Annotated in this window: 14 protein-coding genes and 2 pseudogenes; 2 read left to right on the plus strand and 14 right to left on the minus strand. The window is 62.8% G+C overall.

Translation table 11 applies throughout. The features are described from left to right. Positions 1-218: 218 nt before the first annotated feature. The 9 genes and pseudogenes from NKH35_RS29310 to NKH35_RS29350 form a co-directional block, all read right to left on the minus strand. Positions 219-1256: a DUF7146 domain-containing protein gene (locus tag NKH35_RS29310; RefSeq protein ID WP_023690437.1), complete on the minus strand. Its 1038-nt coding sequence runs from the start codon at positions 1254-1256 to the stop codon at positions 219-221. Continuing rightward, entirely contained in the window at positions 1253-5581 is a 4329-nt protein-coding gene (locus NKH35_RS29315; RefSeq protein ID WP_023690436.1) for a strawberry notch family protein, read from the minus strand. Before NKH35_RS29315 ends, NKH35_RS29310 begins: the two co-directional genes overlap by 4 nt. A 173-nt stretch (positions 5582-5754) precedes the next feature. Then, positions 5755-5874, minus strand: a pseudogene (locus NKH35_RS32065) (DUF6117 family protein); the annotation flags it as partial. 46 nt (positions 5875-5920) lie between these two features. Next, positions 5921-8041, minus strand: a complete 2121-nt coding sequence (locus NKH35_RS29325; protein WP_023806499.1) for a ParB/RepB/Spo0J family partition protein — start codon at positions 8039-8041, stop codon at positions 5921-5923. 75 nt (positions 8042-8116) lie between these two features. Beyond that, positions 8117-8380, minus strand: coding sequence for a DUF2958 domain-containing protein (locus NKH35_RS32070; protein ID WP_023686039.1), 264 nt, complete (start codon positions 8378-8380; stop codon positions 8117-8119). A 126-nt stretch (positions 8381-8506) separates the two neighbouring features. Further along, the gene (locus tag NKH35_RS29335) at positions 8507-9475 is read right to left on the minus strand and encodes an ArdC family protein (protein ID WP_023690434.1); all 969 of its coding nucleotides are present in this window, start codon (positions 9473-9475) and stop codon (positions 8507-8509) included. A gap of 145 nt (positions 9476-9620) precedes the next feature. After that, positions 9621-10264 (minus strand): annotated as a pseudogene (ligD, locus tag NKH35_RS29340) (non-homologous end-joining DNA ligase LigD). Continuing rightward, on the minus strand, positions 10240-10656 hold the full coding sequence (gene ligD, locus NKH35_RS29345; RefSeq protein ID WP_155927363.1) for a non-homologous end-joining DNA ligase LigD: 417 nt from the start codon (positions 10654-10656) through the stop codon (positions 10240-10242). The pseudogene ligD (NKH35_RS29340) and the gene ligD (NKH35_RS29345) overlap by 25 nt, the downstream one beginning before the upstream one ends. A 1146-nt stretch (positions 10657-11802) precedes the next feature. Beyond that, positions 11803-12552, minus strand: a complete 750-nt coding sequence (locus NKH35_RS29350) for a Crp/Fnr family transcriptional regulator (RefSeq protein WP_023686036.1) — start codon at positions 12550-12552, stop codon at positions 11803-11805. Between the two features lie 269 nt (positions 12553-12821). Between NKH35_RS29350 and NKH35_RS29355 the strand changes: the two genes are divergently transcribed. Both NKH35_RS29355 and NKH35_RS29360 read left to right on the plus strand, forming a co-directional pair. Further along, positions 12822-13283 (plus strand): Ros/MucR family transcriptional regulator, encoded by a 462-nt coding sequence (locus tag NKH35_RS29355; protein ID WP_023673144.1) that lies wholly within the window; start codon positions 12822-12824, stop codon positions 13281-13283. Positions 13284-13502: 219 nt separating this feature from the next. Then, complete coding sequence (locus NKH35_RS29360; RefSeq protein WP_023673145.1) at positions 13503-13694, plus strand: hypothetical protein; 192 nt, start codon at positions 13503-13505, stop codon at positions 13692-13694. A gap of 575 nt (positions 13695-14269) precedes the next feature. Here NKH35_RS29360 and NKH35_RS29365 read toward each other — a convergent pair. From NKH35_RS29365 to NKH35_RS29385, 5 genes are all read right to left on the minus strand, one after another. Continuing rightward, a complete protein-coding gene (locus tag NKH35_RS29365; protein ID WP_023673148.1) occupies positions 14270-14932 on the minus strand; it encodes an outer membrane protein in 663 nt (220 codons plus the stop codon). A 209-nt stretch (positions 14933-15141) separates the two neighbouring features. Next, positions 15142-15372 carry a DUF768 domain-containing protein gene (locus NKH35_RS29370; RefSeq protein ID WP_023690431.1) on the minus strand — a complete coding sequence of 77 codons (231 nt, stop codon included), beginning with the start codon at positions 15370-15372 and terminating at the stop codon, positions 15142-15144. Then, entirely contained in the window at positions 15369-15590 is a 222-nt protein-coding gene (locus NKH35_RS29375) for a DUF768 domain-containing protein (protein WP_023690430.1), read from the minus strand. Before NKH35_RS29375 ends, NKH35_RS29370 begins: the two co-directional genes overlap by 4 nt. A 23-nt stretch (positions 15591-15613) precedes the next feature. Beyond that, positions 15614-15763 carry a hypothetical protein gene (locus NKH35_RS29380; protein ID WP_023673151.1) on the minus strand — a complete coding sequence of 50 codons (150 nt, stop codon included), beginning with the start codon at positions 15761-15763 and terminating at the stop codon, positions 15614-15616. Between the two features lie 71 nt (positions 15764-15834). After that, positions 15835-16647: ATP-dependent DNA ligase (locus tag NKH35_RS29385; RefSeq protein ID WP_352917220.1), on the minus strand; the 813-nt coding region annotated here is incomplete at its 5' end.

Genomic DNA, 16647 nt, shown 5'->3' on the forward strand with positions numbered 1-16647 from the left:
GCCCGAGATTTTCGCCGCGCGATGCAACGGCGGCGCGCCCGATCGCGGCCATGCCCGACCAGCCGCGCGCGCCGTAAAATTGTCGGCCGCCGCCATTGCCTGGCCGGCCAGTTCGTGGGCCGATCGCCCTCTCGAAGGCCGGGTCTCGGGTCTCTGCCGGCGGGTCACTCATCCATGCGCCGCACCGGCACCGTGCGCCGCGCGCTTCCCCTCCCGGCTCATGCCGCCTGTGTCAGATATCGGATGCGATCTTTGCGCATGAGCTGGTCTGCAATCGAGGCCCGGAAGGCCGCAAGTCCGAAGCGGCTGAGGTCTTCGTTGAAGTCTTGCATCGCTGGCGACAGCACGATTGCATCGATTCCGGCGTCCGTCGCGCGCTCGAGCAGGCTGTCGCGGGCACCGTCACCGGCCGGATCGTTGTCGCGGATGACATAGAGCCGGCGCAGGGTTGGCGGGAACAGGATGGCGGCTAGATGGGCTGCCGAGAGTGCCGCAGCCATCGCCATATCGGGCAAGGCGCATCTGAGCGACAGCGTCGTCTCAATGCCCTCGCCTGCCGCCATGACGCTGCCGGGTGCACCGAAGCGGACGGCGTGACCCAGAAGGTCACCCATTGCGCGACGCGGCGTGTCGACGAGCGCCTTGCCGGTGCCGTCCGGTGCGAGCCAGGTGCGGTGCGCGCCGGTCAAATGTCCATCAAGGTCGGTGACAGCAGCGATCATTGCCGGCAAGGTCTCGGTCGGTCCATGATCGCCGGGCCGGTAGTAGCAGCGCGGATGGAACCGCAGCGATCCGGTGCCGGACAAAGTCGCAATGCCACGTCCACGCAAATAGGTTTCCACGAGGGTGCCGATAATGGGCTTCGACATGGCGACCAGTCGGCGAGCCGCTTCCGGAGATCCAATGGGGACCTGCGTGATCGGCGCGGCCGGTCGGGGTGGCATGGCATCTGGCATAGCGAGAAACAGGCGCGCCTCATTGGCGACGTCCCGGAAGTTGACCAGTCCGAGGGATTCGCGGATGACGTCGAGCAGGTCGCCATGCTCGCCGGTAGCGGCGTCGGTCCATTTGCCTGGCGGTCCCTTCGGGGATGGCTGCAGACGCACGAACGTCGAGCGGCCCGGCGCATTGCGGACGTCGCCGACGCTCCAATAGTTGCCCTGGCGACGGCCATTGGAGAGGTAGTGGCGGCACACCGCCTCGGCATGTTCGGCGAGGCGGTGTGCGAGGTCGGATGCAGCGTGACGCGGAATCATGCAGCCTCCCGCTCACTGACCCGCTCGATTGGGAAGCGGTCGAGCACGCGCTCCAGCACGGCGAGCCCGTTGGCGTCGATCGGCACGAACATCCTGAGCTTCCACGAAATGATCTCGTGGAAGAGACCGTAGGCGGTGAGGCGCTCCCGCATCATGTCGGTGAAGCCCGACAGTTCGATGCGCCACGCGCCCATGACGCGGCTGCGGCGAAGCTGGAGACCCTCGGCGAGATCAAGGATCGTCCGCCCGTCGATCAGCGCCGCGAGCGCCTGCTCGGGCGATAGCGATGCGACGCCTGTCACCGTGGCGTTGGCGGCCCAGGCCGGCGTGACAAGGCGACCAATTATGCGCTCGCCCTCGTCGGTCTGAAGTCGAAAAACGCGGGTCGACTCGTTTGGCAGACGCTTCCAGATCGGCAACAACAGGCCCGTCACCATGTGCAGCACGGCATCGGCAAACTCGGGAGTCTCGGCGACCTCCGCATTCCATGCTGCAGCGAAAGCTTCACGGTGGGCCTCGACCCAGCGGGTTTCGCCCATAGCCTTGAGCGGCATGTTCTGGCCTTCCATTGGCCGGATCAGGCGGACCCGCGGCTCGATCTCGCCGTCGTCGAGCATGATGCTGGTGGTTGGGATCTGCACGGCGGCGCGGCCAGATTGCTCGTTGATCAGTAGGATGGCGCGCAAATCGCGAAGGTGATGGAGCGCCGCATCGAGCATGACGGGCCGATTGCGCTTGCGCTGGGTGATCGTCAGCAGCCGCGTTTCGGCGCCGGTGCGCGGATGGGCGTAGATGACCTGCCGGTCGGTGATGACGAAGCTCTCGGCCCGCAGGGTCTCCAGCCCGGTGTCATAGGTGCCCGAGGCGATGGCGCCACCGATCCGAGCGGCCAGAAGCTGCTCGAAGGCGCCGAACAGCACGCCCTGCACTTCGATGGTCAGCGCCAACAGGCGATTGAGGAAGGTGGTGATCGGCGGCAACTCGTCCTTGATGCCGTTGTTGTCCATCAGCTTGAGACCGGTCGCCGCCTCGAAACGCTGGAGTGTGCAACCCTCGACCTTGCCGCGTACGATCAGGAGATAGAGCTGCCGCAAGGCATCGCCGGCATAGTGGCTTTCAAGATTGTCCTCTGGCCGGAACAGCCCTTGGCCACCGGTCTGGCGCTGGCCGCGCGTGATTGCGCCCAACGTGTCGAGACGGCGGGCGATCGTCGAGAGGAAGCGCTTTTCCGCCTTCACATTGGTCGAGATCGGCCGGAACAGCGGCGGCTGCGCCTGATTGGTCCGATGCGTGCGGCCCAGGCCCTGGATGGCGGTGTCGGCCTTCCACCCGGCTTCGAGCAGATAATGCACACGCAGCCGCGTGTTCCGTGCCAAGAGTTCGGCATGGTAGGAACGACCCGTCCCGCCGGCGTCGGAAAACACCAGAACGCGCTTCTGATCGTCCATGAAGGACTGCGCCTCGGCCAGATTTGCCGACCCTGCTCGGTGCTCGACGACCAGGCGGTCGCGCTTGCGCACGATGCGGCGCGAGCGGCCAGTGACTTCGGCGACGAGGTCCGCGCCGAAATGTTGGACGATCTGGTCGAGCGCGCCGGGGACAGGCGTCAAGCTGGCGAGTTTCGCGATCAGCTCGTCGCGCCGGGCGACCGCCTCGCGGCTCTCGACCGGCTGGCCATCGCGGTAGACCGGGCGCGACGACAGATTGCCCTCCGAATCCGTGAAGGGCTCGTAGAGCTGCACCGGGAAGGAATGAGCGAGGTAGTCGAGGACGTATTCGCGCGGCGTGATGTCGACGCGAACATCGTTCCATTCCTCGGTCGGCAACTCGGCCAGCCGCCGCTCCATGAGCGCCTCACCCGTCGAGACGATCTGGACAACGGCCGCATGGCCCTCCTCCAGATCGCCGGTGATGGATTTGATCAGGGTCGGTGTCTTCATGCTGGTCAACAAATGGCCGAAGAAGCGCTGCTTGGCGCTTTCAAAGGCGCTGCGCGCGGTCGACTTGGCCTGGGCATTGAGCGTGCCGGTGCTGCCGGTGATGTTGGCCGCCTGCATCGCAGCATCGAGATTGTTGTGGATGACGCCGAAGGCCCCAGCGTACGCGTCATAGATGCGGACCTGTTCGGGCGTCAGCTCATGCTCGAGCAGTTCGTATTCGACACCGTTGAAAGAGAGCGAGCGGGCGGTATAGAGGCCAAGTGCCCTGAGGTCGCGTGCCAGTACTTCCATCGCCGCCACGCCGCCAGCCTCGATCGCCTCGACGAACTCGGCGCGGGTCGAGAATGGAAAATGCTCGCCGCCCCAGAGGCCGAGCCGCTGGGCATAGGCGAGATTGTGCACGGTGGTGGCGCCAGTCGCCGACACATAGACGATGCGGGCATTCGGCAGGGCGTGCTGTAGCCTCAGGCCGGCACGGCCTTGCTGGGAGGGAGCGGCGTCGCCGCGTTCGCTCTTGCCGCCACCGGCATTTTGCATGGCGTGCGCCTCGTCGAAGATGATGACCCCATCGAAATCCGGACCCAACCATTCGACGATCTGCTTGACCCGCGAAAGCCTCTCGCCGCGATCGTCGGACCGCAGCGTGGCATAGGTGGTGAACAGGATGCCGTCCGCCAGCGTGATCGGCCTGCCCTGCGGGAAGCGGGAGAGCGGGGTGACCAGCAAGCGCTCCATGCCGAGCGCGGACCAGTCGCGCTGCGCATCCTCGATGAGCTTGTCTGACTTGGAGATCCAGACGGCCTTGCGACGGCCCTGCATCCAATTGTCTAGGATTACGGCGGCGGACTCGCGGCCCTTGCCTACACCGGTACCGTCGCCGATCATGAAGCCTTGCCGGAAGCGCACGGCCCGCGCCGCGTCATCTGCCGCCGCGCTAATTACGTCAAAGGTATCGTCGAGCGTCCAGGCGCCGGCGAGATACTCGGCGTGAGCATCGCCCGCATAGATGACGGTCTCGAGCTGCGCGTCCGAGAGCAGGTCAAGGACGTTCTTCGGCAGGCGCGGCCGATAACTCGGCTTGGGCGGCGCGACCGAGGCCATGGCCGCCGATTGCACGAGTTGGGTGGGGTGCGGCTGCGCGCCGGGAATGCGGATCGCCTGAAGCGCGTAGTCCTCGTAGATGGCGTCGCTGATGTGGCCGCCCTCGGCGGCCTTCCAGTCGAGCACCTGATAGGCGAGCTCAACGGCATCGGGATCAGTGAGCGGTGGCCGCGGTGTTATTCTTGCCGTGGGACCAAGATAGCCGCGCACTGTGCGGGGTGCGGCCGACGACGATGTGGGAGTTGCACCTGCGGGTATGGTGACCGGCAGCCGTGCCGGCACATGCTCGCCGACCCATGCGATCAGCGTCGCGGCATCCGGGGCAACGCCCTGATCTGCCGGGAACACGTCCGGATCGTCCGCCGGCACCCGGTCGATGACGGTGAGGCGTGTCGGAAAGGTCGTGCCATGCTTGGCGTAGGCCGAGCCGTCGATGGCGGCGGAGAAGACGATGCGGCCACGTTCCTGCAGGCGAGTAAAGGCGGCGGTCCAGGCCGGGTGGTCGGGCGCGAAGTTCGCACCGGTAATCGTCACCAGCCGCCCGCCGGGCGCAAGGCGCGCCAGGGCCGAGGCGATGTGCCGCCAGGCCGCGTCGGCCATGCGGCCCTCGACGTTGGCCATGACCGAAAAGGGCGGGTTCATCAGCACCACGCTGGGCACGGCGCCGGGATAGAGATGGTCGTCGATCTGGGCGGCGTCGAAGCGGCTGGCGCAGACGGCCGGAAAGAGGCCGGAGAGAAGTGCCGCGCGGGTTTCGGCAAGCTCGTTGAGAATGAGCGAGGCGCCGGCTATCTCGGCCAGGATGGCGAGCAGCCCGGTGCCGGCGGAAGGCTCCAGCACACGGTCGGCCGGCGTGATGGCAGCGGCCGTTGCGGCGACCATGCCGAGCGGAATCGGCGTCGAGAACTGCTGGAAGGTCTGTGCTTCTTCGGATCGGCGGGTATGCGTCGGCATGAGCCGGGCGATCTTCGACAATGCTGACAGCCGGAGAGCCGGAGACGCGGCCTTGCGGAACAACGCCTTTCCGTACTTGCGCAGGAAAAGGACCGTCGCAGCCTCGCAGGCATCGTAGGCCTGCTTCCAGTCCCAGGCGCCGGCGGCGTCGGAGGCGCCGAATGCGGCTTCCATCGCCGCGCGCAACTTTGGCGCGTCGATGCTGTCGCCGCGCTCGAGATGGGGAAGCAGAAGGCCGGCGGCGGCGAAGATAGCGCCGGCTGCACCGGTTTGGGGGAGCGGGAGCGGCGCGGCTGCGGGAACTGCCACAGCGGGCGAGATCATGTACATGGTGTGAACCTCGGGAGAGCGGGGACAGGATCGAGCCGCGCGGCGCTCTCTCTGGACCGTGCGGATTCAAAACCATCCCGGCTCGCCTCTCCCTCTCTGGCCTCCACCGAAGCCAAAATGAAACAAGCGCCCCGCCATGAGGTGGAGCGCTTGCCGGTATCAACCGATCTCGATCATATTCCGCCGTCAGGCCCCGACTTCTGTAGGAAACCATTGGCGCTGTCGGGATCGGGCGGCAGGTAGGCATCATAGGGATTGCCGTCGGCAAGATGAGCGAACGGCGTGAACTCGTAGTGAAGAAGAAAGGGCCGAGCGACCCGCGCCACTCCGCCGACGGTGCTATCCGGCGGCGACCGCGTGTGCGGCAGTCTCATGGGTGGCCGAGCCGTCCTCGTCATCACCGGCCAGGAATTCGGGGAGGTCAGCTTCCTCGCCCACATTCGGCCGGGCGGCGTCATTGCCGCGAAGGCGGAGCGGTTCGGGTAGCCAGCCACTATCGGCCAGGAGGCGCTCGGCCTCTTTGGCCATGTCGGCCTTCTTGAGATGGTCGATAAGCTGGGCGGCCTGGTCGCCGGCGCCTTCGCGCACGGCTTCGAGAATGCGGGACTTGGTGACGCGACCGAGATAGTTATCCACCGTCGGCCGCCAGCCGGCATCTACCATGTCAAGCCCGGTGGCACGGGACAACCGATCGGCTTCACGCCGGCGCTGATCGAGTCCATGCTGGGAAACGCCGCTGCCGTAGGGATTGGGTCGTTCGAACAAGGCGTTGATCCCATAGCTGACGCAATGCGCCAGCAGCGTCTGCCGGCTTGCTTCATCGAGTCCGTCGAGCCACGCCCATAGGGCCTCGTCGTCATCCAGTGGAATGTCGCTCTTCCATGCCTCATGGCGCTCATGGACGGCCTTGGCCGCAGGGCTGTCCTTGAGACCGACGTCCTGCCACGGCAAGTGGACATGTCGGACGAAGGCCTCGACGCAGCCGATGGCGGAACGCTGACCGAAGGTGTCGAGGACGAGCCGGTGCAAGAGCGCCGTGATGGCCACATGCTGGTTCTCGGCCAGTGCGTTGCGCAGCGCCAACGTGCGATGGGCAGTAAGTTCGATGACCAGGCGCTCGGGTAGCGGCTTGATGGTGTCGCCGTCATCCTCCTCAGGCTCGGACGCCTGCGCGCCGATGGTGATAATCGCGCGGGCCGAAGGATTGTGTCTGCTGTCTTCGTTCTCGGTGGCGCAACCTGGCTCGGCCGAGTGGCCGTCGACCGCCTGCATCGCTTCGTCCTCGGGGCGCACATGGGCCCGATCGACGACGAGATCGCCATCACGATCGATGCTGATGAACACACCGGCGCGGGCGATCTCGGCCCCATCGTAGTGCATCGGCCGGCTCTCGAAGGCCTCAAGCGCGGTCTCGATTTGACCGAGGCGCTGATCGACATCGTCGGGGAGTTCGTCGGATTCGCCATACTCGGCTTCCAGCCGGTCGTACTCCGCCCGCAGGGCTTCGCGTTCCGCCCGCTCCGCGTCGGTCAGACCGACGGGGGTGCCAGCGATTGCCCGCAGACCGTGATTGTACCCGTAGGGCAGATCGGCATCGACCACGATCCACTTCCAGCCCTCCGCCGCGATCTCGTCGGCGATCGACTTCAGCCTATCGCCGACCAAGCGGTCGAGCAGAGCGGGGTCCTGCAGCCAGCCGCCATTGTCGGCCTCGAACAGGTCGCGCAGCACCACGCCGCCGGCAGCGACATACGCGTCGACACCGACGAACAGCGCCCGGCGATCGCTTGCCCGCACAGTGGTCTCCGTCAGCAGGCGCCGGATCTGCTGCGGCTCCTTCGACCAGGAGTTTTCGAGCGCCTCCCAGACCTGCTCCTGACGGGCGTGATCGTCGGTCACGGTGAACGCCATGAGCTGCTCGAGCTTCATGCCATCCTGCTCGTAAATCTCCTGCAGCTTGGCCGAAACCCTGGCCAGCCTGAGGCGCTGCTGCACGAATGTTGCGGAGACGAAGAAGCGTGCGGCAATCTCCTCATGGCTCGCGCCCTGGTCATGAAGTGTCTGGAAGGCGCGAAACATGTCGAGCGGATGTAAATCTTCGCGCTGAAAATTCTCGGCCAGCGAGTCCTCCTCGATCGGGACCGCGCTGTGGGCGTCGCTTATGACGCAGGGAACTGGCTCGGTCTTGCTTATGCGCTTCTGCTTGACCAGCAGTTCCAGCGCGCGATAGCGGCGCCCGCCAGCCGGCACCTCAAACATGCCGGTCTCGTTGCCCTCGCCGTCCAACACTGGCCGGACGTTGAGGCTCTGGAGCAGGCCGCGCCGGGCGATCGACGCGGCGAGGTCCTCTATGGTTTCCCCGCGCTTGATGCGCCGGACATTGGACTGGCTCAGCATCAGCTTGTTGAAGGGGATGTCACGTGAAGCGTTGAGGGTGATCTTCTGCTTGGGCGTAGCCATGTGGACTATCTCCGCGACGGGCGGCCGAAACTCTCTCGTCCTCCAAACCCGTCAAAAAAGACGGGCGCAGCCCTCTCACTCTGAGGACTGAGCCGCACCGAAGATCCAGAGGTGGGGACAGGGCCGCAGACACGACTGCGCATCTGCGGCTTGCGGATTACAAGCTGAGATCTCACTCGCCGTCTCGGCCAGATTGGCCGGCATGGTCGAGTTGCGTTCGGCGTCGCGAAGGTTTCCGCCCCGGCGGACCGCCTCTGCCCAGACGGAAATCGGCAGGTCGGTGCCAAAGAGCATGTCCCGCTCGATGCCGATGCCGAAAGGCAGCCGGATCGACGTCATCTCGAGCGCGGTTGCGAGCCAATTCCTTCGCCGAGTTGATTTGAAGAGCTTCACCACCCGTACGTGTTCGGCGTCGCGATCGCGGCTATTGGCGAGCAGGCACGCGCAGTTCCTCGGTGAGAACGATCATGCCGCCCTCTTCTCGATTTCGACCTCATCGACGCTGGCGGGCCCTGCCCTGGTTCCGTTGTCGGGTTGCGGAAGGAAGGCGAGCAACCAGTCGGCTGCCTTGCTGGCTTGGGAGGCGGCACGCACGATGGCTCGGTTGTCTTCGCGCAGGACGTCGAGCCAGGAGGCCAGGTAATCGGCGTGGCGCACGGTCGGCGCAATACCTCGCGAGGCGCAGCAGAAGGCTGCGTTCATTTCGGCGACCAGTTCCTCGAAAGCATATCGCTTTGTGCCGAAGGCGCAGCCGAGGTCACGGCCGACGCGGGAGGGATGGCCGGTCGCATGGCCAAGCTCGTGCAGGGCGGTGCGGTGCCAGTCAATGGTCTCGAAATACGCCTGCGGAGGCGGCACCTGCACGTAGTCGTGCGCCGGCACATAATAGGCGCTATTGCCGCCGATGCGGAAATCGATCCCTGTCGCCTTGATCAGTGCCTCGACGGCCGGTTCGATCAGTCCGGGCTCTGGTGCGGGCGGAAACACCGCCAGATCGTCGGGCAGATTTTCGCATTGCGCGACGTTGAAGACGGTGAAGCGCTTCAGAAACTGTATGGCCCGTGCTGCCTCGCCGGTCTCCCGCGCGCGTTTCTTCTCGTCGTCAGGGATGAAGCGGTCAGAATAGACGACGGTGGTCCCGTGTTCGCCCTTGCGGACATGGCCGCCCAGCGATAGCGCCTGGCGGAAAGTCAGCCAGCCCTGGACGGGAAAGCCATGCTCGACGACCGCACCCCACAGGATCAGCACGTTGATCCCCGAATAGGCACGGCCAGAGGCGGCATTGGCCGGCATGGCGAGGGGTGCTTGCTCCGCCGCCGTGCCCCAGGGCACCCAGGGAAAGCGCCCAGCCTCCAGCTCGGCGATGATCTTGTTGGTGATGTCATCATAGAGGCTTGCCCGGTCGGCGCCGGCGCGAGCGTAATGTCTGGACATCTGGTTTCTCCGCGACGGGCGCCGGAGGCCTCTCCTCCAGCTCTCAACCCGTCACGGCAAACCGGTCCGTACTCTCGCTCTAGAGGCTAGCCCAGGCCTCGAAGGGGGACGCTCCCGGACTTGGGGCAAAGGCGGTCCGCGCCAATCAGTAGTGTCGCTGACCTATGGTTATTGCTGCCGGACTGCGTGCCGAATGCGGTCGGTAAGCGTTTGTGCGACGTCGAAATAACCTTCCCAGGCTTCGCGCACCTGAGCCCGCGCGGCGGCGGCGAAGACATCGAAGCCGTTGGCGTTTTTCGCAGGTGGGCAACTCATCCCAGCTGACAGGCACCGCGCACGACGCCCCCGCGCGTGCCCGAGTCGACCAGGGGCAGATTGCAGTGGAGCCCTGGCCGTTGCGCAGGTAATCGAGAAACATTCGGCCCTTGCGCTTCGCCTTGCTCATATTGGCGACGAAGCGCGACGGATCTGTACGGGCCAGCAGTTCGGCGAAGTCCTGGCAGAAGCTCTTGACCTCGTCCCAGTCTGCCTCCGGGAGGAGCAGGACGACCACATGAACGCCCTTGCCGCCGGACAGCAACGGCCACGACTGCAATCCAAGCGCTTCCAGAATGCTCCGAATGTCGAGGGCTGCCTGCTTGACGGCAGCAAAGCCCAAGCCCTGTCGGGGTCGATGTCGAAGATCATGCGGTGCGGCAGATCCGGCTGCTGGCGACGGCTTCCCCAGATGTGGAATTCGAGCACGTTCGTCTGGACGCCCGCGATCAGCCCAGCCAAGTCATCGACCACGAGATGCGGCTTTCCTTACCGGACACCTTCTCCAAGTGGCCATCATGGATGGCCCTGGGCACGCCTGGCAGGTTGTGCTTCTGAAAGAAGGTCTGCTGCAGGTCGCCGTGAGTATCGCGCACCAGCGACAGCGGCCGATCCTGAATGTGCGGCAGCATCTTCTCGGCGACCACTGCGTAGTAGGCGGCGAGCGTGGATTTGGTCACCTTGGTGCCTGGATACATGACCTTGTCCGGATGCGTCAGCTTGACGCCGACAGCAGCGGCGATCTCGTTGCCGGATCGAGATTGGCCGAGTCTCTGGGCCGTTTGCGCCTTTTGTTGAGAGTGCCGTCTACTCGGACATGAGGAACTCGGATACATGTCAATACGCTGCCTGGGATTCGGTTCCATGCCCAAGCACCGCGCCGGCGACCGTCGGCGCTCAAGGAAGAACGGCGCATAAGCCGCAGTCCTGCGCGCGGCCGCAACAGCGGACAATTGTCACGCGCAGGACGGAGGAAATTCGCCCCCCGCCGCGGGCGGTGAACAGGACAGCCGTAGGAGCGTCAGCATAGCGCCGGCCCCAGGACGGGACGCGGGACCGACTGTCCCCGTCCGCGGTGGTCCGCATGTTTTGGTTCGAAGCCCACCGGCTGAGATCGCGCAGTTCAGTTCTCGACAGTCCGACCGCTGATCCGCGATGATGCAAACAGGATTGAACCACACCAGAGCCGAGTTTGGCTGCAAGAAATCGATCTGGTCTTGCACCCTTTCGGCTTCTTCCTCAATTGCGTTGCAGCTTGTGAATTCCAAGCCTGACAGGCCCTCCCCTGTCACAACTCGTGCAGAAAGCGCTCGCTCGACCGAACTGAGAATGCGGCTTTTCCATTGCGCTCGATGAGGCGTTTTGCCGTTGCATGGTGCGAACATGATCTGCAACAAGCTCGCAACACATGCCACTCGCGAAATGTCGAGCGCCCATACAGGCCACCGTGAACGCTGCCAGGCGCTCTCAAGCGTCAACGCCGGTTGCTGTTTAGCTGGCGACGTCCCTTGGCACGCTTTCGGTCGGAGAAAAGCGAATATCCGCCGTCCTCCCGAAATCTGCAGCGACGCATGAGCCCCGGGCTTGACCCATTGCGTCGCCGAGATTTATTCCCTTGGGCGCCGGCATGGTGTGCCCCAGGAACCTCTTCCACAGTCGCTAGCCAATAGCGGGGCTCGAATTGATGCGGCTGAGCCCACAAATTGGTCGATCGCGCGGCCAATCGAAAGCCATGAAGAGAGGTGGAAACCCTGTAGTGCCGAAGTATCACGTTGAGGGGATGGATGGTGCTACGCAGACGGCCATACGGACAGTCAACGCCCATGTGGGCCGGTAAGCATCCGAATGCACTCTGCGCGCAAGTGAACCCCTTGCGCTAACGCTTCGACGCGCCATCAAAGCATTGACCATGTTGGGGGGCGATCGCACCGCTGATGGCCAGCGAAGGCCAACAAGTGGTCCGGCTACCCTTGGAGCCAATCCGCATTTCTGGCGATTTTTCCCTGGAGCAATCAGTGCATTGACATGAACTCGGCCGTTTTATTGTTCCTTGCTGAGTGCAGGTAATCGTGCCGGAACTCAGCAAGAAAGGCCAGTCCTTCCCAATCATGGATGGTCAATTGGCCATTCACAAGTGATGTAAGGTGCTTCTCCCGAAGAGACTTGAGCGTGCGGTTGATGTGGACTGCCGACAGCCCTGTCGCCTCGCCAAGGTCAGCTTGAGTCACACCAAAAGCGCAGGTTTGATCGGACGCAAGTCCGGCATCTTCCATACGTAGCATGATTTCACAGAGAAGGTGGGCCACTCGGCCAAGCGCTTGGCGCTTCCCGACATTGACCACCCATTCGCGAAAAATCGATGCATCAACCAGTGTCGTTCGCCAAAGATTTGCCGCCAGCCTGGGGTGGCGTTCGCAGAGCAGCCGGATAGCCGAGTGATCTATGAAGCCAACACTGCAAGCGCTCACCGTTCGAACGTCGCTATCCAACAGATCGAGGTGCAGGCTCAACAGATCGGGCATGTCGCCAGGCACATGATAAGCAGTGACCTGACGCTTCCCGTCTCCTGTTACCTTCGAGGTGCTGGCTAAGCCAGCCAGGACCATTATGCACCGGGACGGCTGGTCGCCTTCCCGGACCAAGTTCTGGTTTGCGCCAATCGCAACGATCCTTATTCTTACCGCGTCGAGAGCTTGACGCTCACCTGACGTGAGGGTGAAGGCACGATGGAACTTGGCGGTTAAGGGGCTTTGATAAAGCATGTCGGCTCTCCGTTTGGGCGGGAGCGCTATGGTCTCTCAGTCACCCGCGGCCAGCAGAACGCGAATGATGCCCGACCTTATATCATAAACACCGGACCGACTTAACCTGTGATAAGTCTGGCACTGCTTCCGATGGTCCTTTCCCCATCGGCAAACACAGGCTCAACAGGATTGGTGCTTACGAGGGAAGCGGCCCATCATCGGGCCTCGAGTTGCGCAGCTGCGGCAGCAGCTATAATAGATCGTTCTCAAATTCGAGGACTCACACCATGACCGACGCCCCCGACCACGCCGCTGAACTGGTAGAACTCACGGCGGATGTGGTATCCGCGTACGTCAGCAACAATCCCGTGCCGGTCGCGGGCTTGGCGGACCTGATAGCCTCAGTGCACGGGTCGCTGTCTGGGATTGGCCATCGCGTGGCTGCCGCGACCGAAGAACCAGTGCCTGCGGTAAATCCAAAAAGGTCAGTATTTCCCGATTACATCATCTGTCTTGAAGATGGTAAGCGGTTCAAAACCCTTCGGCGACATCTGCGCGTGGATTTCGGTCTCACTCCTGACGCGTATCGAACGAAGTGGAACTTGCCATCCACTTATCCGATGGTCGCTCCCAACTATGCGGCCTCACGGTCTGCCATGGCGAAGTCGATCGGTCTGGGTAGGAAGGCACCGCAGCCCACGGCAACTGCAACGGGCAAGGCAAGGCCGACGGCTAAGGCTAAAGCGTAGCTTCCGCGATCACACCATTACCACCGCGGCACCAATCGGCGATGTATGCATCGCGGCGGACCTGTCCGCTCTTGGCCGGTGCCCACCCAGGTTCCCCAACCCATGGCGCCGGCCATTTGTGGCCCACACCTCAGCTTCGTATTGCTGCCCAATCTTTTCTTGTTGTAGGCCGCTTACGACGTTAATCTCCGCTTGGCCTGATTGCTGGGAGGCAACGCCATGGCTGACATAATTCCAATTCGCAAAGCACGCCCTTGTGTCGAAGTTGGCAAACCCTGTGGCGAGTGGTTTGTCCGCGTGATCGAGGAAGACCAGGAACTCACCCGATCATTCAAGCTCGAATCCTATGCCGTGGCCTTTGCAGAAGGCCAAAGGTCGCGTCTGCATCTCAACACGTTTTCGCGGCTGTAGAGCAAGCCTATGCAGAGGTCCGCAGGGTTACTGGCGAATTTGGGCGATAGCATCGAAGCCATCGCCGGCCACATTGCGACCATGGAAACGCGACAACTGCACCAATAGCTCAAGTCGTTGCCATCGAGATCGGAAATCGCCAGCGCGGAAATGGTGATGGGCATCCTCGTCTATCGAGAGGTTGAACTGCGCCGCCGGCGGGGGACGGGCGGCAACGTGCTGCCCTTCCCCGGTCTCGGGACTCCACTTATCCAGCACTAGGCAGCGACGCCGGACCTGTAAGAGGCCATCGGATAGCGCATCCCTGTCGGTGATTGTTCACGTTCTTGAGCAGCACTTCATGCGGATCCTGCACGGCCTGGTGATTGTCGCAGATCGGCGACAATCGGGCCGACGATTGCCTTGTGCAGCCGTTCCGCCTCGATCTTGAAGCGGGCGAGCTGTTCCTGCGAAACGTGTTGTGAGGGGTTTTCGTCTTGACCATGGTAGCGAACTCCGTTGAGGGGATCGCCGCAAACGGTTCTTGCACAAAAAAGCCCGTCGCGGTGAGCGACAGGCTATTATGACATCAGGGATTAGAACTTGTAGGCGATGCCGAAGCGAACCTCGTTGGTCTTCAGATCAACGTCGGCATTGACCAGACCACCAAAGGATTCTGTACCGAAGTCGGTATAGCGATACTCGCCTCGCAGCAGCAGATTGTCGGTCATGGCATAATCCAAGCCCACGCCTATCGTCCATCCTGTGAATGTATCTCCGAACGAAGGTCCGCCTCCATTATTACTTATGTCGACATCGCCAAACGCAACGCCACCCGCAATATAAGGAAGAAAGCGATCAACGGCATATCCTAGGCGCAGTCTTGCCGCCGCACTCCAGTTGAGTTCTTCGGTGGCGATGCCGCCCGGGATCGGGATACCAGGAGCGCTGAAGACTTGGCCGCTGCCATCAACATTCGCATATACGACGTCCAGCTCCGCGCCAATCACAATGTTATTGGACATCTGATAGTTGTAACCGGCGTAGACGCCACCAAGGAACCCGTCGGGATCTGTGTCGACAAAGCCCGGCCCACCGATTTCGTCTATGTTGCCATTCCCCCAAGCATAGCCTGCCTGTAGGCCGACATACCCACCCGTCCAGCTAAAGACCGGCGCGGCTTCTGCAACGATGGCATCGGCAGCATACGCCGACGAAGCCAGCAGAGACAACGACAGACCAAGAAGCAGCTTCTTCATAGGTGATCTCCTGTAACTAACCTTTTTGGTAGCAGAGCGCGCCGATTGATGCAGTTGTTTTTCTGCCACAGTTGGCCGAATTCAAATCGGCCGCCCGCACTTACATGAGAACCTTATGCCAACTCGCTGGTGGCGATCGGATCGCCCCTCGCCACAGTGGGCAACTGCTCGGCCACCCAAACTGTCCGGAACCTTCAGGCCGGGAACACTCATTCCGGTATCCCAAATTTAACATCGAGGAGGGTACGATAAAGGCTGTCGACCTCCTTGTCGTCGAACGCCTCGGTCAGCTCGCTTTCCGCAATCCCCTCAGCCTCTGCGTCGGCGATTAGGCGCTTTGCGAGCTGCTCGATCTCCGCTCGCTCTTTCGGCGCACCGGCGTCGGATAGATCGTGTTTTTTTATCCATTGGTTCAAAAATAGGACGGCCGGCTTGCTCATTCGGAAACACCTGGGGCAAAGTGCACGACGGCATCGACCAGCGTCCGATATAGGATATCAACCTCTTCGTCGATCTCTTCGCGCTCGATCGTCAAGGCTTTAGCGTCGGCATACAATTTGTGTATGTACTCACTTACCGAAACGGCGTCGGTTTTAGCCGTTTCGGGGAAATTGTTGCCGATCCAGCGATCGAGAAAGTTGACGCCGCGTGTGCTCATGAAGCCTAAGCTCGATCCAGCGCTTAGGTTCCAGCAGGGCGCTCGACGGCAGCTTCGTCGACCTCGGCTTCCATTTCGTCGTTGACAGTCTTGGTCTTGCCGAAGGCGGCCACCGGCTCACCGTCAAAGCCCTGCAGCCACGCGTCGGCATGCTCTCCCCAGTAGGCTGGCACCGCACGTCTCCTTGCCATCCTTGCTCGCTTGGGCGTACATCCAGGCGTAGGTGGCGCGCTCCTGATCTTTCCTAGCCACGGCCATCTGTGTCATCCTCTCGGAAGTCCTGCAGTGAGGCGTGGCGCAGGTCATCCTCGCCGCGCAGGTGCTTTACGCGGCCGATCAGCCCCGGCTTGACCCATTGCGTCGCAGGCCGCTTCATGACGCCCTTGGGCGCCGTGCCTGGGTGCTCTTGGACGCGTTTCCATAGCCTCTCGCGCATTTCCCGGTTCAAGGTGACGAACGCGCTGCCGACATAGCGCCCTGTGCCCCGCTCGGCCATGAGAGCGAAAGCCGGCTTGCCCGCTTCACGCTCGACGCCGAGCAGATCGAACTCGTCGATCGCATAGCACTTGGCCTTCAGCCAGTTGGCTGACGGACCGCTTCGGTATTTGCTGTCCTTCCGCTTCGACACCATGCCTTCAAGTCCGGCTTGGTCGAGCAAGTGAAGGATCGCCTTGGCTTCGCCGGGCAGAGGCTCGCTGAACTGAATACGCCGCCCGGGCTTGATCATGCTGGCCAGGATCTCGCGCCGCACCTCAAGCGCCATGTCGCGCAGATCGTGCCCATTGAGGTGCAATAGATCGAAGGCGACGAAATAGAGGTCTTGCTGTCGGCGGGTGATCGCTTTGCGCAGATCGCCGAAGTCCGAAAGGCCAGCTTCGTTCAAGACGATGATCTCACCGTCGACAATCGCGCTTTCGGCACCAAGGCGCTTGGCCTCTCTCACCAGGTCGCGATATTTCGCAGTCCAGTCGTGGCCGTTGCGCGTATAAATGCGTGTGCCGTCTTCATCGATGATCATCTGCGATCGGTAGCCGTCGAACTTGACCTCGTGGGTCCA

It is taken from the genome of Mesorhizobium sp. M1143 (assembly GCF_040318435.1).
Classification (GTDB): Bacteria; Pseudomonadota; Alphaproteobacteria; order Rhizobiales; family Rhizobiaceae; genus Mesorhizobium.